At 68.1% G+C, this 18,071-nt stretch carries 20 protein-coding genes and 1 pseudogene; 12 read left to right on the plus strand and 9 right to left on the minus strand.

Annotation, left to right across the window (positions count from 1 at the left end; genetic code table 11):
- Nucleotides 1–26 precede the first annotated feature (26 nt).
- Together P3W85_RS31470 and P3W85_RS31475 are read left to right on the plus strand one after the other, a co-directional pair.
- Nucleotides 27–1,139, plus strand: coding sequence for an NAD(P)H-dependent flavin oxidoreductase (locus tag P3W85_RS31470; RefSeq protein WP_276267637.1), 1,113 nt, complete (start codon nucleotides 27–29; stop codon nucleotides 1,137–1,139).
- Nucleotides 1,140–1,269: 130 nt separating this feature from the next.
- The gene (locus tag P3W85_RS31475; RefSeq protein ID WP_276267638.1) at nucleotides 1,270–1,911 is read left to right on the plus strand and encodes a LysE family translocator; all 642 of its coding nucleotides are present in this window, start codon (nucleotides 1,270–1,272) and stop codon (nucleotides 1,909–1,911) included.
- Nucleotides 1,912–1,938: 27 nt separating this feature from the next.
- On the opposite strand, the gene P3W85_RS31480 is transcribed toward P3W85_RS31475, so the two are convergent.
- From P3W85_RS31480 to P3W85_RS31495, 4 genes are all read right to left on the minus strand, one after another.
- Complete coding sequence (locus P3W85_RS31480; protein WP_276267639.1) at nucleotides 1,939–2,499, minus strand: TetR/AcrR family transcriptional regulator; 561 nt, start codon at nucleotides 2,497–2,499, stop codon at nucleotides 1,939–1,941.
- Nucleotides 2,500–2,544: 45 nt separating this feature from the next.
- A complete protein-coding gene (locus P3W85_RS31485; protein ID WP_276267640.1) occupies nucleotides 2,545–3,024 on the minus strand; it encodes a nuclear transport factor 2 family protein in 480 nt (159 codons plus the stop codon).
- A 242-nt stretch (nucleotides 3,025–3,266) separates the two neighbouring features.
- The gene (locus tag P3W85_RS31490; protein ID WP_276267641.1) at nucleotides 3,267–3,887 is read right to left on the minus strand and encodes a flavin reductase family protein; all 621 of its coding nucleotides are present in this window, start codon (nucleotides 3,885–3,887) and stop codon (nucleotides 3,267–3,269) included.
- 186 nt (nucleotides 3,888–4,073) lie between these two features.
- Nucleotides 4,074–4,757 carry a GntR family transcriptional regulator gene (locus tag P3W85_RS31495; protein WP_017229162.1) on the minus strand — a complete coding sequence of 228 codons (684 nt, stop codon included), beginning with the start codon at nucleotides 4,755–4,757 and terminating at the stop codon, nucleotides 4,074–4,076.
- 73 nt (nucleotides 4,758–4,830) lie between these two features.
- On the opposite strand from P3W85_RS31495, the gene P3W85_RS31500 reads away from it, so the two are divergent.
- The 4 genes from P3W85_RS31500 (at nucleotide 4,831) to P3W85_RS31515 (ending at nucleotide 9,026) form a co-directional block, all read left to right on the plus strand.
- Nucleotides 4,831–5,595 (plus strand): enoyl-CoA hydratase/isomerase family protein, encoded by a 765-nt coding sequence (locus P3W85_RS31500; RefSeq protein WP_276267654.1) that lies wholly within the window; start codon nucleotides 4,831–4,833, stop codon nucleotides 5,593–5,595.
- Nucleotides 5,596–5,672: 77 nt separating this feature from the next.
- Nucleotides 5,673–6,644, plus strand: a complete 972-nt coding sequence (locus P3W85_RS31505; RefSeq protein WP_276267642.1) for a Bug family tripartite tricarboxylate transporter substrate binding protein — start codon at nucleotides 5,673–5,675, stop codon at nucleotides 6,642–6,644.
- 57 nt (nucleotides 6,645–6,701) lie between these two features.
- Nucleotides 6,702–7,868, plus strand: a complete 1,167-nt coding sequence (locus P3W85_RS31510) for a CaiB/BaiF CoA transferase family protein (RefSeq protein WP_276267643.1) — start codon at nucleotides 6,702–6,704, stop codon at nucleotides 7,866–7,868.
- Between the two features lie 81 nt (nucleotides 7,869–7,949).
- Nucleotides 7,950–9,026, plus strand: a complete 1,077-nt coding sequence (locus P3W85_RS31515; RefSeq protein WP_276267644.1) for a tetratricopeptide repeat protein — start codon at nucleotides 7,950–7,952, stop codon at nucleotides 9,024–9,026.
- On the opposite strand, the gene P3W85_RS31520 is transcribed toward P3W85_RS31515, so the two are convergent.
- Nucleotides 9,017–9,730 carry a hypothetical protein gene (locus P3W85_RS31520; RefSeq protein WP_017230665.1) on the minus strand — a complete coding sequence of 238 codons (714 nt, stop codon included), beginning with the start codon at nucleotides 9,728–9,730 and terminating at the stop codon, nucleotides 9,017–9,019. The genes P3W85_RS31515 and P3W85_RS31520 overlap by 10 nt on opposite strands.
- A 236-nt stretch (nucleotides 9,731–9,966) precedes the next feature.
- Here P3W85_RS31520 and P3W85_RS31525 point away from each other — a divergent pair, with 236 nt between their 5' ends.
- The 6 genes from P3W85_RS31525 to P3W85_RS31550 all read left to right on the plus strand — a co-directional run bounded on the left by P3W85_RS31525 (nucleotide 9,967) and on the right by P3W85_RS31550 (nucleotide 14,878).
- Nucleotides 9,967–10,782, plus strand: coding sequence for a fused MFS/spermidine synthase (locus tag P3W85_RS31525; RefSeq protein WP_276267645.1), 816 nt, complete (start codon nucleotides 9,967–9,969; stop codon nucleotides 10,780–10,782).
- Nucleotides 10,783–10,869: 87 nt separating this feature from the next.
- A complete protein-coding gene (locus P3W85_RS31530; protein ID WP_276267646.1) occupies nucleotides 10,870–12,015 on the plus strand; it encodes a DUF1275 domain-containing transporter in 1,146 nt (381 codons plus the stop codon).
- 16 nt (nucleotides 12,016–12,031) lie between these two features.
- A complete protein-coding gene (locus P3W85_RS31535) occupies nucleotides 12,032–12,460 on the plus strand; it encodes a YkgJ family cysteine cluster protein (protein ID WP_276267647.1) in 429 nt (142 codons plus the stop codon).
- Between the two features lie 128 nt (nucleotides 12,461–12,588).
- The gene (locus tag P3W85_RS31540; protein ID WP_017230661.1) at nucleotides 12,589–12,792 is read left to right on the plus strand and encodes a hypothetical protein; all 204 of its coding nucleotides are present in this window, start codon (nucleotides 12,589–12,591) and stop codon (nucleotides 12,790–12,792) included.
- A gap of 14 nt (nucleotides 12,793–12,806) precedes the next feature.
- A complete protein-coding gene (locus P3W85_RS31545) occupies nucleotides 12,807–13,106 on the plus strand; it encodes a hypothetical protein (RefSeq protein WP_017230660.1) in 300 nt (99 codons plus the stop codon).
- A 359-nt stretch (nucleotides 13,107–13,465) separates the two neighbouring features.
- Nucleotides 13,466–14,878, plus strand: coding sequence for an NCS2 family permease (locus P3W85_RS31550; protein WP_276267648.1), 1,413 nt, complete (start codon nucleotides 13,466–13,468; stop codon nucleotides 14,876–14,878).
- 138 nt (nucleotides 14,879–15,016) lie between these two features.
- On the opposite strand, the gene metC is transcribed toward P3W85_RS31550, so the two are convergent.
- The 4 genes and pseudogenes from metC to P3W85_RS31570 form a co-directional block, all read right to left on the minus strand.
- On the minus strand, nucleotides 15,017–16,210 hold the full coding sequence (gene metC / locus P3W85_RS31555) for a cystathionine beta-lyase (RefSeq protein WP_276267649.1): 1,194 nt from the start codon (nucleotides 16,208–16,210) through the stop codon (nucleotides 15,017–15,019).
- A 34-nt stretch (nucleotides 16,211–16,244) separates the two neighbouring features.
- Entirely contained in the window at nucleotides 16,245–17,105 is an 861-nt protein-coding gene (locus P3W85_RS31560; protein ID WP_276267650.1) for an amino acid ABC transporter ATP-binding protein, read from the minus strand.
- On the minus strand, nucleotides 17,092–17,904 hold the full coding sequence (locus P3W85_RS31565; RefSeq protein ID WP_276267651.1) for an amino acid ABC transporter permease: 813 nt from the start codon (nucleotides 17,902–17,904) through the stop codon (nucleotides 17,092–17,094). Before P3W85_RS31565 ends, P3W85_RS31560 begins: the two co-directional genes overlap by 14 nt.
- Nucleotides 17,891–18,071 (minus strand): annotated as a pseudogene (locus P3W85_RS31570) (amino acid ABC transporter permease); the annotation flags it as partial. The pseudogene P3W85_RS31570 and the gene P3W85_RS31565, both read right to left, overlap by 14 nt.

Raw genomic sequence — 18,071 nt, forward strand, 5'->3', positions numbered from 1 at the left:
TTCAACCCATGCGTAGGAGCCTGCCAATGAACAGCCCAGCCACACAGCGCCGCGCGCTGCTTTCCCTGCTCGGCATCGCCACGCCGATCATCCAGGCGCCGATGGCCGGCGTCAGCACCCCGGCGCTCGCTGCCGCCGTATCGAATGCCGGCGGCCTGGGCTCGCTCGGCGTCGGCGCCATGAATGCCGAGAGTGCCCGCAAGACCATCCGCGAAACCCGCGCGCTGACGGACAAGCCCTTCAACATCAACCTGTTCTGCCACGCGCCCGCCATCGCCAACCCGGCGCGCGAGGCACAGTGGCTGGCCTACCTGGCGCCGTACTTCGCCGAGTTCGGCGCCACGCCGCCGGCCGCCTTGCGCGAGATCTACACCAGCTTTGTCGCCGACGAAGCCATGTACGCGATGCTGCTGGAAGAACGGCCGGCGGTGGTGAGTTTCCATTTCGGCCTGCCCGCGCAGGCCTGGACCGACGCGCTGCGTGCGGCAGGCATCGTGCTGATGGCCACGGCCACCAGCCTGGACGAAGCCCGCCGGATCGAAGACGCCGGCATCGACGCCATCGTGGCGCAGGGCATCGAGGCCGGCGGCCATCGCGGCACCTTCAAGGCCGAAGGGCGTGACGAAGGCCTGGGCACCCTGGCCCTGGTACGCCTGCTGGCACGCAACACCAGCCTACCGGTAGTGGCCGCCGGCGGCATCATGGACGGCGCCGGCATCGCGGCGGTGCTGGCGCTGGGCGCGCAGGCGGCGCAGCTCGGCACCGCCTTCGTGGCTTGCCCGGAGTCCGCGGCCGACGCCGCATACCGCGCGGCCCTGCTGGCAGGCCAGCCAGCCGGCACCACCCTGACCAGCGCCATCTCGGGCCGGCGCGCGCGCGGCTTCGTCAACCGCCTGACCGGACTGGGCGAGGCACGGGATTGCCCGCCGATTCCCGACTATCCGCTTACCTACGATGCCGGCAAGGCCCTGCATGCGGCAGCCAAGGCACGCGGCAATGCCGCCTTTGCCGCCCAGTGGGCGGGACAGGCGGCGCAGTTGTCGCGCAGCCTGCCGGCGGCGAAGCTGGTGGCGAGATTGCGGGCGGAACTGGCGGAGACGGTGGCCGGACTGAGCCGCCTGCAGGCTGGCGCGAACTGAAAAAAGCGCCTGTGCCATGCACGCAGTGCCGGCGCGTGCAGGTGGCCTGCTACCATGGCAGCCATGCCGCCAAGGCGCCGCGCCTTGGCGCGCCCTTCCCTGACGACGTGATCCCCCGCGAGACAACCCCATGAACGCATTGACATCCATACTGGCCATTGGCGGAGCGCTGGCGCTCGGCGCCGTCAGCCCCGGCCCCAGCTTCGTGATGGTGGCCCGCGCCGCCATTGCCCGCTCGCGCGCGGACGCACTCCACATGGCAGTGGGCATGGGACTTGGGGGCGTGGTGTTCGCGACAGCCGCGCTGCTCGGACTCAAGCTGCTGCTGGCCGCGGTGCCCTGGCTCTACATGACGATGAAGGTCGGCGGCGGCGTCTATCTCGTCTACCTGGGCATGCGCATCTGGCGCGGCGCGAGCGAGCCCCTCGCGATGGCGGCCGGCGCGCAGCAGAGCGGCACCGTGCAGGCCCCCGGCGGCGGCCGCGCCTTGCTTGGCGGACTGGCCACGCAACTCAGCAACCCCAAGACCGCCGTGGTGTATGCCAGCGTCTTCGCCGCGCTATTGCCGGCCGAGGTGCCGGCGCCGCTGCTGCTGGCGCTGCCGTTGATGGTCTTCGCCATCGAGACCGGCTGGTACGCCATCGTGGCGGTGGCGCTGTCGTCGGCGCGCCCGCGCGCCTTTTACCTGCGCTTCAAGCTCTGGCTCGACCGTGCGGCGGGTGGCGTGATGGCGCTGCTCGGCATCCGGCTGATCGCCTCGCTGAAACAATAGGGCAGCAGGCGGGCATCGGCCCGCCCTTCAACCCGCTTGCTGAAGCCGGCGCAGCAGCCGCCGGCCGGCATCGACAACGCCGGGGTCGGCCGTCATCTGGAAGCGCACGATCATGCCCTCCACGCACAGCATCGCTTCTTCCGTCACCGCCTCGGGCTCCGGCAGGCCGAGCCGCCTGACCAGCGTACCGATGAAGGCGGCAAGCGCCGCCTTGTGCGCCACGGACTGCGCGACCTGGCTCCCCTCGCCCGATGCGCCCGCCTCGGCTACCGCATTGATAAAGGCGCAGCCGCGAAAATCCCCGCCATCGAACCAGCCGGCCAGCGCGTCGGCAATGACGTCCAGCCCCGGGCTGGCCGCGAAGCGCGCCTCCACCTCCTGCTCGAACCAGGCCATCCAGCTTTCGTGGCGCCGCTGCAGGAAGGCGGCAATCAATTCGTTCTTCGAGGCGAAATGCCGGTACAGGGACATCTTGGCCACGCCGGATTCGGCAATGATCCTGTCGATGCCGGTCGCGCGCAGGCCGTCCTGGTAGAACAGGCGGGCCGCGGTATCCAGGATGCGCTCGCGGGCGGAAGGCGTGGCCATGGCTGAAAGACTCCTTGGTTCAAAGCGTGGGCGGATGATGCCGCTTTACAGGCCGAGATCGCTCAGGCTCGCGTGATCGTCGGGACGCCGTCCCAGCTGCCAGAAGAACCTGCGCTCGCTTTCCTTGATCGGCGCATCATTGATGCAGGCAAAGCGCCGCTGCATCAGGCCGGCTTCGTCGAACTCCCAATTCTCGTTGCCATAGGAGCGGTACCAGTTGCCCGAATCGTCGTGCCACTCGTAGGCAAAGCGCACCGCGATGCGGTTGCCCTCCCATGCCCACAATTCCTTGATCAGCCGATAGTCCAGTTCCTTCTGCCACTTGCGCGCCAGGAAATCGACGATGGCCTGGCGCCCGTTGACGAATTCGGCGCGGTTGCGCCACGCGCTGTCGGCGGTATAGGCCAGCGCCACGCGTTCGGGGTCGCGGCTGTTCCAGCCGTCCTCGGCGGCGCGCACCTTCTGGATGGCGGTCGCGCGGGTGAATGGGGGCAACGGCGGACGGACTTCGGCATGCGACGACATCGGTTTCTCCTGGCGGCGTTAAGGCGCGACGGCCGGGGTGGCCGAAGCGGGTCCGGGGATCCGAACCATGGCCCGCAGCGCATGACTGGCGCGTCGGCGGCACATTCGGCTCACCGGTCGCTCACGAAATGATACAGACCTGTCTACATTATTTGAGTAGACAGGTCTGTCTGTCAAGGTGCGCCTCGACACGGCCTCGATCCCCGGAAATCAGCCGCCAGAAACGACTCCCGCGGCTGTCTTCAGCGCGGACGCCACATTTTGAACAGTGCCTCGGGCCCGATCTCGAAGTAATCGGCCGGGCCGCCGCCGCGCAGGATGGGCCGGGCGGCGGCGGTGTCATAGATGCCGTCCTTCAGCAGCGCCTTGTCGACATGTACGCCCACCACCTCCCCCAGCACCAGCCAGGTCGGCACCTTCTCGCCGCCGACGCCTTCGAGCTGGATCAGTTGCGTGAGCCTGCACTCGAACGAGACCGGGCTTTCCGCCACGCGCGGCACCGAGACGGCGCGTGATGCCGCTGGCGTGAGGCCAGCCAGCACGAACTCGTCGACTTCCGGCGGCACCGCCGCACAGCTTGCATTCATGGGCTCGGCCAGCGGCCGCGTGGCGAGGTTCCAGCAGAACTCGCGGGTCTGCTCGATATTGCGCACGCTGTCCTTGTAGCCGATGCTGGCAAAACCGACGATGGGCGGCGTGTAGTTGAAGGCGTTGAAGAAGCTGTAGGGCGCGAGATTGACGATCCCGTCGGCGCCGCGCGAGGAGATCCAGCCGATCGGCCGGGGCCCGACGATGGCGTTGAAGGGATCATGCGGCAGGCCATGCCCTTTTGCGGGCTCATAGAAATGGATATCGGCGGACACGAGGCAGGATAGTCGGGAAGACAGCGTTGAAGACCGGGGGCCGCGCGGTGCGCCCCCGCCTGACGGCCGCGGCGAACGGGCGCGGGAACCCGGAATCCAGGCCCCGCCTCCCCGTCCGGGCAAGCTGCCTGCCATGCTACCAGTTGTCGCCCGCGCGCGCCTGCCACGCCTGCCCGCCGCCTTTTGTCAGCGCGCTACGGTGCTGCCGGCGGACTCGCAGTAGGCGTCCTGCGCCATCAGTACCAGGTCGGCGACGGCCTTGCCGCCCGCTGAGATATGCGCGCGCATCTCGCTCGCCGCCGCGTCCGCATTGCCCTCCAGCACGGCCGCAACGATCAGCCCGTGCTCATGGAATGAGCCCGGCATCCGGGCCGGATTGATCAAGCCGCGATGGCGCCCGTAGATCGCCAGGCGCCGCCGCAGCATGCGGATCTGATCGGCCAGGTAGGGGTTGGCCGTGGCGTGGTAAAGCACGTCGTGAAACGCGCGGTTGGCCTCCACATAGCCGGGCATGTCGGCCGCCTCCACATAGGCGCGCCCCTGCTCGAAGGCCGACACCAGCGCCGCCCTGCCCGCCGCGCCGATGCGCTGCGTGGCCAGACGCGCCACCACACCCTCCATCTCCGCCAGCGTCTCGAACATGGCGACCAGTTCGGCCATGGTTGCCTGATGGACAAAGATCCCGGCACGCGGGGCAATCGTCACCAGGCCTTGCGCGGCCAGCATCAGCAAGGCCTCCCGCACCGGCGTGCGCGAACTGTCGAACTGCTCGGCCAGCGCGCGCTCGTCGAGCTGCGATCCGGGCTTCAGCTTGCCGGCGTGGATCTCTTCCTCGATGGCTTCGCGGATCCGGTCCTGGAGAGACTGCACGGGTAAACCTCGATTTGAAGGCTCTTTGGGCATATCTAAAATCAATTTAAATATATCTAAACATCAATCTTATATGCAAACAAACGGCGAACCGCATCTCTGCATCGAAAAAAGCGTTGCAACAATCACTTTAAAACGACCCGAGCTAGCCAACCGGCTGAGTCCGGGGGATTTGCAGGTAATGCGCGAGCATATCAACTCCGTCAACGCGATGGCGCACGTTCTGGTGCTGCGCTTCACCGGCACGGGCAAATATTTCTGCAGCGGCTACGACATCGGCGCCCTGGCCAATGCCGACGAGGCGGGGGCGCCGGCCTTCGGCGAGCTGATCGACCTGATCGAAGCCGCGCGCCCCGTCACCATCGCCGCGGTCAACGGCGGCGTGTACGGCGGCGCCACCGATCTCTGCCTGGCCTGCGATTTCCGCGTGGGCGTGCCCCATTGCGACATGTTCATGCCAGCGGCAAGGCTGGGGCTGCATTTCTATCGCGGCGGGCTGGAGCGCTATGTCAGCCGGCTGGGCGTGGATACCGCCAAGCGCCTTTTCCTGACTGCCGCGCGGCTCGATGCCGGCGAGATGCTGAGGGTGGGGTTCCTCAACGAGGTGGTCGCGGCCGACACGCTGGCGCAGCGGGTGGAAGAACTCAGCGCCACGCTCGCCGGCATGGCGCCCATCGCCCTGCTGGGCATGAAGCAGGCCCTGAACCAGATCGCGCGCGGGGCGCTGGACGTAGCCGCCCTGGAACGTGACATCGCGCGCGCCGGAGCGTCGGCCGATTTGCGCGAGGGCGCGGCCGCGTGGCGCGAGAAGCGGCCGGCGGCCTTCACCGGCCGCTAGCCCGGGGCGAAGCCATCCGGAAGCACACCAGAAGCAGACCAGCGCATCGGCGCGAAAAAACAAAACAGGAGACGACGATGATCAAGCGGCACCCTACCCTGCTGTTCCTGATGGCATCCGCGCTGGCCGGCCCCGTGCTGGCGGCGGACGCCTTCCCATCCAAGCCGATCCGCATCGTGATCGGCTTCCCCGCCGGCGGCGGCGCCGACAACGTGGCCAGGCTGTATGGCGATGCGCTCTCGAAGGAACTGGGCCAGCCGGTCATCGTCGACAACAAACCCGGCGCCGGCACCACCATTGCCGCCGACACCGTGGCCAAGGCCCCCGCCGATGGCTACACCCTGTATATCGCCACCGCCAGCCTGATGGGCGGCGACAAGGTGCTGTACAAGACCATCCGTTACGAGCCCACGGACTTCGCGCCCATCACGCGCCTGACCGCGTCGCCGCTGTTGCTGGCCGCCAGCAAGGGCGCCGGCATCGGCAGTGTGGCCGAGCTGCTGGCAAAAGCCCGCCAGCATCCCGGCGAGCTCAACTACTCGTCGTCCGGCAACGGCGTGATCACGCACCTGGCCGGCCTGCAGTTCGCCAGGCTGGCCGATGTGCGGATCACCCATGTGCCGTACAAGGGCGGCGCGCCGTCCGCGCAGGCCGTGGCCGCCGGCGACGCGCAATTCACCTTCGCCACACCGGCCTCGGTGCAGCCGATGATCGATACGGGCAAAGTCATCGGCCTTGCCGTGACCTCGGCCAAGCGCTCCCCGGTGCTGCCGAACTATCCCACCCTAGCGGAAGCCGGCATCAAGGGCTACGACATAAGCGGCTGGTACGGCCTGTTTGCCCCGGCGCAAACGCCTCCCGCCATCATCGAGAAGCTCTTCGCCGCCTCGGCCAGGGCGCTGGCGCGGCCCGACCTGCGGGCAAAGCTGGCAAGCCGCGGCGAGGAGGTCTCGCCATCGGTATCTCCTGCCGAGTTCAAGGCGTTCGCGCAGCGCGAGGGCAAGACCGTGGCAGAGCTGACGCTCAGCAGCGGCGCCCGGATCGACTGAGCGCCGTTGTCTTCTCCATTCGCCATACACGGGCCGCTCCGGCCCAAGAGGATTTCCATGAATCGCATTGCCGCAGACCTCCCGCTCGCGGGCTTCACCGTGGTGGACCTGACCCGCGTGCTGGCCGGCCCCTATTGCACCATGATGCTGGCCGATCTCGGCGCGCGCGTGATCAAGATCGAAAACCCCGACGGCGGCGACGATTCGCGGCATGTGGGCCCTTTCGTGGACGGGGAATCCGCCTACTTCGCCTCGGTCAACCGCAACAAGGAATCCATCGCGCTGGATCTGAAATCGCCGCGCGACCGCGCCGTGCTGGCGGCCATGATCGCCAGCGCCGACGTGCTGGTGGAGAACTTCCGCGCCGGCGTGATGGAGAAGCTCGGCTTCACCTGGGAGGCGCTGCATGCCGCCAATCCACGCCTGGTCTACGCTTCGATCTCGGGCTTCGGGCAGACCGGCCCCTACCGGGACAGGCCCGCCTACGACATGGTGGTACAGGCCATGGGCGGGCTGATGAGCGTGACGGGCCAGAGCGGCGGCGACCCGGTGCGCGTGGGTGTCTCCATCGGCGACCTGGGCGCCGGGCTGTATGCCGCCATCGGCATCCAGTCCGCGCTGCTCAAGCGCGGCCGCACCGGCCTGGGCGAACGCGTCGATATCGGCATGCTCGACTGCCAGGTCGCGCTGCTGGAAAACGCCATCGCGCGGCACTCGGCCACCGGCGCCGTGCCCGCGCCGCTGGGCACGCGCCATCCCTCCATCACGCCCTTTGACATGTTCAGGACCGGCGACGGCCATATCGTCATCGCCGCGGGCAACGACACCCTGTTCCAGAAACTCTGCGCCGCGCTCGGCCAGCCGGAGCTGGCCGCCGATCCGCGCTTCGCCACCGTGGTGGCGCGCAACCAGCACCATGCCGAACTGAAGACCTGCATGGAAGCCCGCCTTGCCGAGGCCGGCTGCGCCGGCTGGTCGGCCGCGCTGGAGCGTGCCGGGGTGCCGCACGGTCCGCTGCAGAGCGTGGCCGACATCGTGCAGGACCCGCATGTGCAGGCCCGCGCTATGCTGCTGCAGGCCAGCATCGGCGAGAACCGTCCCATCACCCTGGCCGGCAACCCGGTCAAGGTCGGCAGCGCGCCCGGCACCGGCGCCGCCTTCAGGCGCTCGCCCAGGCTGGACGAGCACCGCGCCAGCCTGCTGGCGGAATTCGGTCCGGCCTGAATCCAGGGCGAATCGGCTGCGCGCATGCCGCCGGCAAGCCAGACCGGTTAAGCTTGCGGCAACCCAACGACCCCGCGCGCCATGACCAGGCAGAGTACGGATCAAGCCACGCCTGAAGACGGACAGGAAACCAGCCTGGAAGCCGGGCTGGCCGCCGCCCTTGCGCACCTGAACCAAGGCCGGGCCGAAGCCGCCGCGGCATGCGCCGCCGCCCTGGCCAGGCACCATCCGGCGCATCCCGCGGTATTGCAATTGATCGCGCTGATCGCCATGCAGCGCGGGGAGACCGCGCAGGCACGGCACCATATCGCTCAAAGCCTGGCGTTGCGCCCGGACCACCTGCCGTCGCTGCTGATCGCCGGCCGTGCCGCGCTGGCGGATCGCGCGCCGGCACAGGCGCTGCCGCATTTGCTGCGGGCCTGCGCGCTGAGCGGCAATGCCGTCGAGCCTTGTTACCTCGCCTGTGTCGCCCGCCGGCAAATGGGCAGCGCGGACGCCCTGGCGGAACTGGGCCAGTTGATCCAGCGCGCGCCGGGCTTCGCGCCGGCCTGGATCGAACTGGCGGACGCGATGCGGCAGGCCGGCCAGCCGGAAGCCGCGCTGGCCGCGCTGGACCGCGCCATCGCGCTTGACGGCAACGCCGCGCGCACGCACTTCCAGCGGGGCAAGGTCCTGTACGGGCAAAAGCGGCTGGCGGAAGCGGCCAGCGCCTTTGGCCATGCCGCGGCACTGGAGCCGCGCAGCAGGGAGGCCCGCCTGAACCTGGCCATTGCGCAACAGGAACTGGGTGAGCTGGCTGCCGCGCAGGACTCGCTGGAAACCCTGCTCGCCGCGCACCCGGACGACTACGACGGCTGGATCAAGCTCGGCCTGGTCCGGCAGGACCGGCACGACCTGGCCGGCGCCCAGGCCGCCTTGCGCAGCGCGCTGGCCTGCCGCCCGGATGCCGCGCCGGCGGCGGTCAACCTCGGCATCGTGCTGCAGGCGGACCGCCAGCCCGATGCGGCCCTGGCCGCATACGCCCACGCCTTCCGCGTGGAGCCCGGCACCTTCGGCCGCATCGCGCAAGCCCTGTGCTCAGGGCCGCATGGCCGTCTATGGGCGGACCTGGGTGCGCTGCGCGCCTTGCTGGCCACCCTTGGCCATGCTCAGGACTGACCGCCGCGCTCGCGCGGCGCGCGAAAGCGCTTGCGGTAGACCCCGGGCGTAGTCAGCACGTCCGCGGCCAGCTTCTCGTAGCGAACGGCGCTCTCCCCGTCGATCGCCGCATAGGAAAACGCGAGCTGCGTGCGCGGCACCGGGCAGCACTGCGCCACCGGCGTGCCCTTGGGCAGCACCCCCTCGAAATCCGGATCGGTCCACAGGGCCGGGAAGTTGATGCCGACGTCATGGAAAAGATCCGCGTCGACCAGGCCGCTCAGGGTCCGGAAAGGCAAGTCCAGCCGGTTGGCCGGATGCATCGCCAGCAAGGACCAGCCGGCCGGCAGCTCGATGGTCCAGAAACTGTTGAACTTGAGGGCAACCGCGCCGGCATGCAGCGGCGAACCGGCCAGCTGCTCCGGCACGTGAAAGCTCAGCGGCGCGCGCGGATGGCCGTCGATGCCCGGCTCCGGCAAGGCCCAGTCCCAGGAAAACACGCCCCGCTCCACCCGCACATCGCACGGCAGCACGATCACGAAGCCTAGCGTCATGGCGTCGATGAACGGCGGGCACTGCTTGACCGTGCGGATATCCCGCCCGTGCAACGCCGAGAAGGCCTTGGGCCGCATTGCCCGCACCCAGTCCGGCAGCGCCTGCTGCGCCGGCAGGGGGCGCGGCAGGATGTCCTGCAACAGGGGATCGCAGCGGAAAATCACTTGCATGGCATCGCTCGGTGGGCCGGTTGAGCGTTGCAGTGTATGAGCGAAGCCCGCAGAGCGTCCAGCCTGCCGGGCCCGCCTTCCTGGCCCCGCCAGGCCGGCCGGCGCGGCGCAACGCGGCGGGTGGCCTCTCATGCGACTCGGAATAGTACTGTATGATAATGCTATTACCATGCTATGCGACTAAACGAGTCCACCCGCCGGCGCTGCCAGGCTTGCGAGCGGACCACCCCCGCCAGATGGATCCCACGCTGACCTCCTTTGAAGCCTATCTGAAGTTTCTCGCCGAGGCGCCGGGCGACGGTACGCCGGTCGTGCTGGAAACCGAGCATGCGCTCTCCCTGCATTTCGACGTGCATGCAACGCAAAGCATGATGTCGGTGCGCGAGCCCGACAAGCTGGTGCTCGGATACACGCGGACGATGATGGGCTTTCTGCTGCTGCGGCCATCGCCAGCGCGGATCTCGATGATCGGACTCGGCGGCGGCTCGCTCGCCAAGTACTGCTACCGGCACCTGCCGGCGACCAGGCTGGTGGCCATCGAGATCGACCCGGCGGTCATCGCGCTGCGCGATACGTTTTTTATCCCGCCCGACGACGACCGCTTCGAAGTGGTCTGCGCGGATGGTGCGGACTACGTCAAAGGCCAGGATGCGCGGCCGGACGTGATCCTGGTGGATGGCTTCGTTTCCTCGGGCATGCCGGCACGGCTGGGTACCGCGGATTTCTACGCCGCCTGCCACAGGCGGCTCGCCGACGATGGCGTGCTGGTCGCCAACTACCTCGAAAGCGACGAGGACATTCCGTTCTACCTGGAAGAGGTCAGCTCGGTATTCGGCGATTCGTTCGTCGTTTCGCTGTCCGAGGATAGCTGCAATTACACGCTGTTCGCATGGAAAGGGGAATGGGCGCTCCCGTCGCTGGATGCGCTGCTCGCGCGGGCACGCATCCTGGAGATGGCGCACCCACTGAACCTGCGCTCCGCCGCGCGCCGCATGAAGCGGGGCAGGCAGTTCGCCGCGGACAGCAGCTTCTGGCGCAAGCTGGCAAACTGAAAATCCGCCGGCGGACGACGGCAGCGCACCGCCCGAACCTGCATCCACTGCCGGCACAACGCGCAGCCTTGCCCACGAACAGCAACCATGCCGACTTCGTACTTGCGTCAACTGACCGGGAGGGTGCGCAGCCCCCAGGCTAACCGGCAACTGGCCTGCTATCTTGCCTTTGTCGCCGGCGCGACCAATGCGGGGGGCTTTCTCGCCGTACAGCAGTACACCTCGCATATGTCGGGCATCGTTTCCGCCATGGCCGACAACCTGGCGCTAGGCAATATCGGGCTCATCCTCGACGGGCTCGGGGCCTTGCTTTCGTTCCTGGCGGGTGCCGCATGCTCCGCGATCCTGATCAACTGGGGACGGCGCGAACGCCTGCACAGCGAATACGCGCTGCCGTTGATGCTGGAATCGGCCTTGCTGGTGTGTTTCGGCTTGCTGGGAAGCAATCTCGAACACCACGAATGGCTGTTCGTGCCGGCGACGGTGATGGTGCTCTGCTTCATCATGGGACTGCAGAATGCCATGATCACCAAGATATCGAATGCCGAGATCCGCACGACCCACGTCACCGGCATGGTGACCGACATCGGCATCGAACTCGGCAAGCTCTTCTACTGGAACCTGGCCAGGGCGGGCAACGGCCATCCTCCGGTGCTGGCCAACCGGCAGAAGCTGCGGGTACTCGCCGTGCTGGTTTCCCTGTTCTTCGCCGGCGGCGTGATCGGCGCGCTGGGGTTCAAGCATATCGGGTTCAGCTCCACCCTGCCGCTGGCCACCCTGCTGCTCGCGCTCGCCGCGGTGCCCGTCATCGACGATGTACGGCACCGCTTGTTGCGCCGGGACCTGCTCCAGCGGCTGGCGGCGCGCGCACGCGCATGGGAGGGCGAGGTCAGGCGGGAGCTCCCCGCCCTGCGCCTGGCCGCGCGCGATCCCCGCACGCCGTGGTACGCGAAAGGCGTTGCCCGCCTGATCACTGCCTATGCCCTGTCGCCCATCGACCTGGTGCCGGACTGGATCCCGGTGATCGGCCATCTGGACGATGTGGTGCTGCTGCCTCTCGGCGTGCTGGTGGCCATCCGGCTGATCCCGCCCGCAGTGATGGAACAGCACCGGGCCGCGGCCGGCCCCACGGCCGAGGCGCCCGTCAACTGGATAGCGGGCGCCGCGGTTATCGTGCTATGGATGGCCGCGGCGGCAGGAGTAGCGGCATGGCTCGCCCGCCGGTTTTCCTGAGCGCCATGCGCCTGGCATGGTCATGGCAACCGGCGCGGTATTCGGCTTGGTACTCGGTGTGGTGCGGAAAGCAAAACGGGGAAAGCGTCAAATGCAAATGACCAGCCAGAAAATCAGGTTCTTCCGCTCCCGCATCCCCGCGTTCGAGTGCGTCCCCGGATGCCATGACTGCTGTGGACCGGTGACCACTTCCACCGAAGAGATGTCGAGGCTTCCCGTCAAGAGCGATGCCGAGCATGAAGCGGCGCTTGCGCAACTGAGTTGCCCGCACCTTGGCAGCAACGGCTGCCAGGTGTACGCCGAGCGTCCGCTGATCTGCCGGCTGTTCGGGACCACGCCACGGCTGGCCTGCCCGCATGGAAAGCGGCCCGAGGCGATGATCGATCCGGAGATGGAGCGGCGGATCTTCCGCTTCTTCGAGGAAACGCGCCACGTGCTGGTCTGAGGCGCGCCGGTGCGGGTCCGATCCGTCATTCGCCAGCGATGGCCCGGCACGCGCCTGTGTGCTGTTACGCCAGCACGCAGTTGTATATAATGATAATTCTATTATCATGAAGCGCCACGACAGACCGCATGGAATCCAAGACCGCCCGTCTCACCGTGTTGATCGACCCGGTGAAGAAGAAAGCCTTTGAAACGCTATGCGCGGCGCAGGACCAAACGCCCTCGCAAGTGGTGCGGCAATTGATCCGCGACTATCTGGAGCGGCACGGCGTCGACTACGCCACCCGGCCTGAAGTCGGCATTGCCACGTCGCCCCTGAAGCGCGACGCCTGACCGTGAATGCCGTCATGCCATCCACGCACAATGAGATTTCCTACCGCGTCATGCCGCGCGCCAAGGCGCTCGCCGACGGCGGCTATCTGCCGAAGGTACGGCTCTTCGTCTACCAGGGCAGCACGCCGCTGAACGAAGTCGACCTCTACGCGCGCAGCGGATCGAGCCCGCAGCATGCCGATGCCCTGCTGATCGCGCAAGCATTGGCCCTGCGGGTCCGCGCCGTGTTGAACGACGCGCGCGCAAGAGGCGGTGCCACGGATGCCATCCAGGCAGTCCTGCGCCGCATCGGACTCAGAACGCGTATCGGTTGACGAATCGCTTCGCCGCTTATTTTGCCGATCGGTTGACTGGATAGCCAACCCGGTGCCGCGGCAGGCACTCGCCTGCCTCCCCATACAAAAATCGCAATGCCCGCCATGCGCGGCCGGTTATGGGGAAACGCCCCGCCCTCCCTTAGTCTTGCGCCATGTCTGACCAGGGGCGCCAGCACGGAGTGGCGAACACCTGGCTGACAGCGGCGTACCGGAACCATGCAGTGCTGCCCGCAGCGCAACCTTGCGTTGTGCCGCGGATGGCGTGCCGGCTCCGGTACCGACAACGATAAAGCGAGACAGCCTGGATGCGCGTGCCCAGCCACCGCCCCAGTGCATCACAAAGGAGACACTCCGCCATGCTTGAACAGCCGTTCCCCGGCCGTGCCGCCGCCCCCGGCACCGAGGCCATCGACGCCGCAGAGGCGATCGAAGCCACCAAGGTCACGGGCTTCCTGAACCGATACTTCCAGATCAGCGCGCGCGGCAGCACGCAGCGCCGCGAGGTGGTGGCCGGCGTCACCACCTTCATGGCCATGGTCTATTCCGTGTTCGTGGTGCCGGGCATGCTCGGCAAAGCGGGCTTCGACAGCAGCGCCGTCTTTGTCGCGGTGTGCCTGACCGCGGCGTTCGGCTCCTTGCTGATGGGCATGTGGGCCAGGCTGCCGATCGCCATCGGCTGCGCGATCTCGCTGACCGCCTTCACCGCCTTCGGGCTGGTGCTGGGGCAAGGGCTCACGCCCGCTGTCGCGCTCGGCGCGATCTTCCTGATGGGCGTGGTCTTTACCGCCATTTCCGTCACCGGCGTGCGCTCCTGGATCCTGCGCAACCTGCCCGCCGGCGTGGCGCATGGCACCGGGATCGGCATTGGCCTGTTCCTGCTGCTGATCGCTTCCAGCGATGTGGGCCTGGTGGTCAAGAACCCCGGCGCCGGCCTGCCGGTCGCGCTGGGCAAGATCACCGCGTTCCCCGTGGTGATGTCGGTGCTGGGGCTGGCGGCGATCTTCGGCCTGGAAAAGCGCCGCGTCCCGGGCGGCATCCTGCTGGTGATCGTGGCCATCTCCGCGCTGGGACTGGCCTTCGATCCCGCCGTCAGGTTCTCCGGGGTGTTCGCCCTGCCCTCGCTGAGCGCGCCGGGCCATGCCTCGCTGATCGGCGCGATGGATATCAAGGGCGCATTGTCGCTGGCGGTGCTGCCCAGCGTGCTGGCCCTGGTGATGACCGCCGTGTTCGATGCCACCGGCACCATCCGCGCGGTGGCGGGACAAGCCGGGCAACTCGACGAGAAAGGACAGATCCACAACGGCGGCCGCGCGCTGACCGCGGATTCGCTGAGCTCGATTTTCTCGGCCTTCTTCGGCGGCGCGCCAGCGGCGGCCTATATCGAGTCGAGCGTGGGCGTGGCGGCCGGCGCCAAGACCGGCCTGGCCGCGGTGGTGGTCGGCCTGATGTTCCTGGCGGTGATCTTCTTCTCGCCGCTGGCTGCGCTGGTGCCTTCCTACGCCACGGCGCCGGCCTTGATGTATGTCGGCTTGCTGATGCTCAGCAGCGTCAGCAAGCTGCATATGGACGATATGGTCGACGCCATGGCCGGGCTGGTCTGCGCGGTCTTTATCGTGCTCACCTGCAATATCGTCACCGGCATCATGCTGGGCTTCTGCACCCTGGTGATCGGCCGCATCGTGGCCGGCGAGTTCCGCAAGCTGAACGTCGGCACGGTCGGCATTGCGCTGGCGCTGGCCGTGTTCTACGGCGGCGGCTGGGCGATCTGAGCCCCGGCAGCCGGGCGCGGCCGCGCCAGGCCAAAGCGTACTGAAAGCCAGCGCAACGATGACACTGGCTTTTTTGGAAGCGGGCAAACACCCCGCACCGCTTCCTTTTTTCGGGCAACCCGGCCAGCCCTGCCTGTCTCAGGCCGCGGCGCGCCTTTGCGGCAACGCCGCCAGTCCCTGCTCCAGGTCGGCAATCAGGTCATCCGCCGCTTCCAGCCCGATATGCAAGCGAATCACCGGTTCCGTGCCGCGCCAGTACGAGTGCTCGGCGAGGCGTTCCGGCGCGGCCACCTGCACCAGGCTTTCATAGCCGCCCCAGGAGGCGCCCAGCCCGAACAGGCGCAGCGAATCCACCAGCTTGCGCGCCCCGGCGGCGTCCGCCCCGGGCAGCGAGAACGACACCAGCCCGTTGGCGCCGGAGAAGTCGCGCAGCCACAACGCGTGCCCCGGGTCCGACGGCAAGGCCGGATAGAACACCCTGCCCACCGCCGCGTGCGCCTCGAGATAGTGCGCCACGGCCAGCGCATTGCGCTGATGCTGGGCCAGGCGCACCGCCAGCGTGCGGATGCCGCGCAGCGCCAGGTAGGCATCGTCCGCGCCGATGGCCAGCCCGAACCCGTCGTAGGCGTCGGCAAGGCGGCGCACCAGCGCTGCATCCCTGACCACCAGCGCGCCCTGCATCAGGTCGGAGTGTCCGCTGATGTATTTGGTCGCGGCCAGGATCGACACATCCACGCCCAGCGCCAGCGGCTGCAGCACGTGGCCGGAAGCCCAGGTATTGTCGGCCGCCACCACCACGCCATGGCGGTGCGCGATCTGGGCAAGGCGCGGCAGGTCCAGCACCTCGTAGAGCAGCGAACTGGGCGACTCCAGGTAGAGCAGCTTCGTGTTGGGCCGGATCAGCGCCGCCACATCGTCCCGGCCCGGCGAGAAGTAGCTGACCTCGATGCCCAGGCGGCGCAACAGGGTCTGCTCCAGCCGGCGCACCGGCGCATAGACGCTGTCCACCACCAGCGCGTGATCGCCCGGCGACAGCAGCGCCACGAAGGTCAGCGAGATCGCCGCCAGGCCCGAGGGCACGAGGAAGGTGCGGTCGCCGCCTTCCAGCGCGGCAATCGCGTCCTCCAGCGCGCGGTGCGTCTCCATGCCCTGCCGCCCGTAGGCGCTGACGCGCTCGCCGCGCGCATGGCGCTCGCGGATATCGTCATAGGCGGCGGCGCTCTCGAAGCGCACGGTGCTGGCGCGCACCACCGGCACATTGACCGGGCCGTGGCCCTGGCTGAAGGGCGGCGTGCCGGCGTGGATCAGTCGGGTATCGCGATGATGGCTCATGGTCGTTCGGTGTGGGTTGGCTGGCGGCCCGCCGTCAGATGGCAAAGCGCAGCTTGTCGAAACTGGCGACGAACGGATCGGCGGGCGGCCGGGCCGGTGCCCCCAGCGCGCGGTTGAGGAAGGCGCGCGTGCGCTCGCTGCGCGGCTGGCTGAAGATGCGGCGGGCCGGGCCATGCTCGACGATCAGGCCGCCCTCGGTGAAATACACCTCGTCGCTGATCTCCTCGGCAAAACGCATCTCGTGCGTCACCAGCAGGCAGGTCAGCCCTTCGTCCACCAGGTCGCCGATCACGGTCAGCACCTCGCCCACCGTTTCGGGGTCGAGCGCCGAGGTCACCTCGTCGAACAGGATCAGCTCGGGCTCCATCGCCAGCGCGCGGGCAATCGCCACGCGCTGCTGCTGGCCGCCCGACAGCTCGCCCGGGTAAGCCCCGGCCTTGTCGGCCAGGCGCACCTTGCGCAGCAGCCCGATGGCCGTCGCCTCTGCCTGCGCGCGGCTGCGGCCCAGCACGCGCACCGGCGCGATGGTGAGGTTCTGCAGCACGGTCAGGTGCGGGAACAGGTTGTACTGCTGGAAGACAAAGCCCACGCGCTTGCGCAGCGCGATGCGCTCGGCCTCGGTACGCAGGCCGCGCACGGAAACGCCGCCCACCGTGACCTTGCCTTGCTGCGGCTCCAGCAGGCCGGTCAGGCAGCGCAGGATGGTGGACTTGCCGGAGCCCGACGGGCCGATGATGGACACCGCCTGGCCGCGCCGCACTTCTAGGTCGATGCCCCTGAGCACCGCGTTGCCGCCGAAGGCCAGGTGCACGTCCTGCAGCGCAACCAGCGGTGCGGCGGCAGCCGTGGGGACGGCGGACAGCACGGGTCCGCCAGCGTGTTCAGGCAACAGCATGTTTTTGTTCCAGGAAACGGGTGAAGCGGGAAATCGGGTAGCACCAGGCAAAGAACAGCGCCAGCACGATGAAGTAGATCAGCACGGTAAAGGCGGTCTGGTTGACGGTATTGCTGGCGATCTGCGCGGTATCGAGCAGGTCGTGCACGCCCACCAGCGAGGCCAGCGCGGTGCCCATGGTGAGCGTGGCGTACAGGTTCATCCACGGCGGCAGCATGCGGCGCACGCACTGCGGCACGATGATCAGCCGCAGGATCTGCCAGCGCGAGAACGCCATCGAGCCGGCCGCCTCCCACTGCGTGAGCGGGATGGACTGCACCGCGCCGCGCAGCACCTCGGCCACGTTGGCGCTGGCCGGCAGCGCCAGCCCCACCACCACCTTGAACCAGTCGGGAAACGGCACGATGTGGCTGCCGATATTCAGCTCGAACGGAAAAACATAGGTGGAAAAATAGATCAGCACCAGCCACGGGGCGTTACGGAACACCTGCACATAGCAATGCGCGGGGCGCGACAGCAGCGCCACCGGCGACATCCGCAAGGCGCCGACCAGCAGCCCGCCGGCCGTGCCCAGCGCGATCGCCAGCAGGCTCACGCCGATATTGACCAGGAAGCCGCGCACCAGCGCGGGCGACCACTGCCAGGCACTGGCCAGCGCCCGCGCCAGGTCCGGATGCCGGGTAGCCGCAAGACCCACCGCCAGCAGCGGCAGGCACCACAGCAGCGCGGCGAAGCGGCCCGCGCGCGGCCATGAAGCCGATGCGGGCGAACCCGCAAAGTTGGAATCAGCGGTTGCCATAGCCGGGCATCCTCAGTCGGTGTTCCAGCCAGTGCCCGGCATGGCTGACCACCCAGGTCAGCAAACCAAAGAACAGCAGCAGCAGCACCATCAGTTCCAGCACGTTGTCGCGCTGGGTCCAGATCATGATGGAGGCATAGGTGATATCGCCCACCGCAATGGCCGAG

Source organism: Cupriavidus basilensis (assembly GCF_029335485.1).
Classification (GTDB): domain Bacteria; phylum Pseudomonadota; class Gammaproteobacteria; order Burkholderiales; family Burkholderiaceae; genus Cupriavidus; species Cupriavidus basilensis_E.

Excerpts from the sequence above, each read along its gene's own strand:
- P3W85_RS31470 (WP_276267637.1), top strand. The coding sequence starts at position 27 with ATGAACAGCCCAGCCACACAGCGCCGCGCGCTGCTTTCCCTGCTCGGC.
- P3W85_RS31475 (WP_276267638.1), top strand. The coding sequence starts at position 1,270 with ATGAACGCATTGACATCCATACTGGCCATTGGCGGAGCGCTGGCGCTC.
- P3W85_RS31480 (WP_276267639.1), bottom strand. The coding sequence starts at position 2,499 with ATGGCCACGCCTTCCGCCCGCGAGCGCATCCTGGATACCGCGGCCCGC.
- P3W85_RS31485 (WP_276267640.1), bottom strand. The coding sequence starts at position 3,024 with ATGTCGTCGCATGCCGAAGTCCGTCCGCCGTTGCCCCCATTCACCCGC.
- P3W85_RS31500 (WP_276267654.1), top strand. The coding sequence starts at position 4,831 with ATGCAAACAAACGGCGAACCGCATCTCTGCATCGAAAAAAGCGTTGCA.
- P3W85_RS31505 (WP_276267642.1), top strand. The coding sequence starts at position 5,673 with ATGATCAAGCGGCACCCTACCCTGCTGTTCCTGATGGCATCCGCGCTG.
- P3W85_RS31510 (WP_276267643.1), top strand. The coding sequence starts at position 6,702 with ATGAATCGCATTGCCGCAGACCTCCCGCTCGCGGGCTTCACCGTGGTG.
- P3W85_RS31515 (WP_276267644.1), top strand. The coding sequence starts at position 7,950 with ATGACCAGGCAGAGTACGGATCAAGCCACGCCTGAAGACGGACAGGAA.
- P3W85_RS31520 (WP_017230665.1), bottom strand. The coding sequence starts at position 9,730 with ATGCAAGTGATTTTCCGCTGCGATCCCCTGTTGCAGGACATCCTGCCG.
- P3W85_RS31525 (WP_276267645.1), top strand. The coding sequence starts at position 9,967 with ATGGATCCCACGCTGACCTCCTTTGAAGCCTATCTGAAGTTTCTCGCC.
- P3W85_RS31530 (WP_276267646.1), top strand. The coding sequence starts at position 10,870 with ATGCCGACTTCGTACTTGCGTCAACTGACCGGGAGGGTGCGCAGCCCC.
- P3W85_RS31535 (WP_276267647.1), top strand. The coding sequence starts at position 12,032 with ATGGTCATGGCAACCGGCGCGGTATTCGGCTTGGTACTCGGTGTGGTG.
- P3W85_RS31540 (WP_017230661.1), top strand. The coding sequence starts at position 12,589 with ATGGAATCCAAGACCGCCCGTCTCACCGTGTTGATCGACCCGGTGAAG.
- P3W85_RS31545 (WP_017230660.1), top strand. The coding sequence starts at position 12,807 with ATGCCATCCACGCACAATGAGATTTCCTACCGCGTCATGCCGCGCGCC.
- P3W85_RS31550 (WP_276267648.1), top strand. The coding sequence starts at position 13,466 with ATGCTTGAACAGCCGTTCCCCGGCCGTGCCGCCGCCCCCGGCACCGAG.
- metC (WP_276267649.1), bottom strand. The coding sequence starts at position 16,210 with ATGAGCCATCATCGCGATACCCGACTGATCCACGCCGGCACGCCGCCC.
- P3W85_RS31560 (WP_276267650.1), bottom strand. The coding sequence starts at position 17,105 with ATGCTGTTGCCTGAACACGCTGGCGGACCCGTGCTGTCCGCCGTCCCC.
- P3W85_RS31565 (WP_276267651.1), bottom strand. The coding sequence starts at position 17,904 with ATGGCAACCGCTGATTCCAACTTTGCGGGTTCGCCCGCATCGGCTTCA.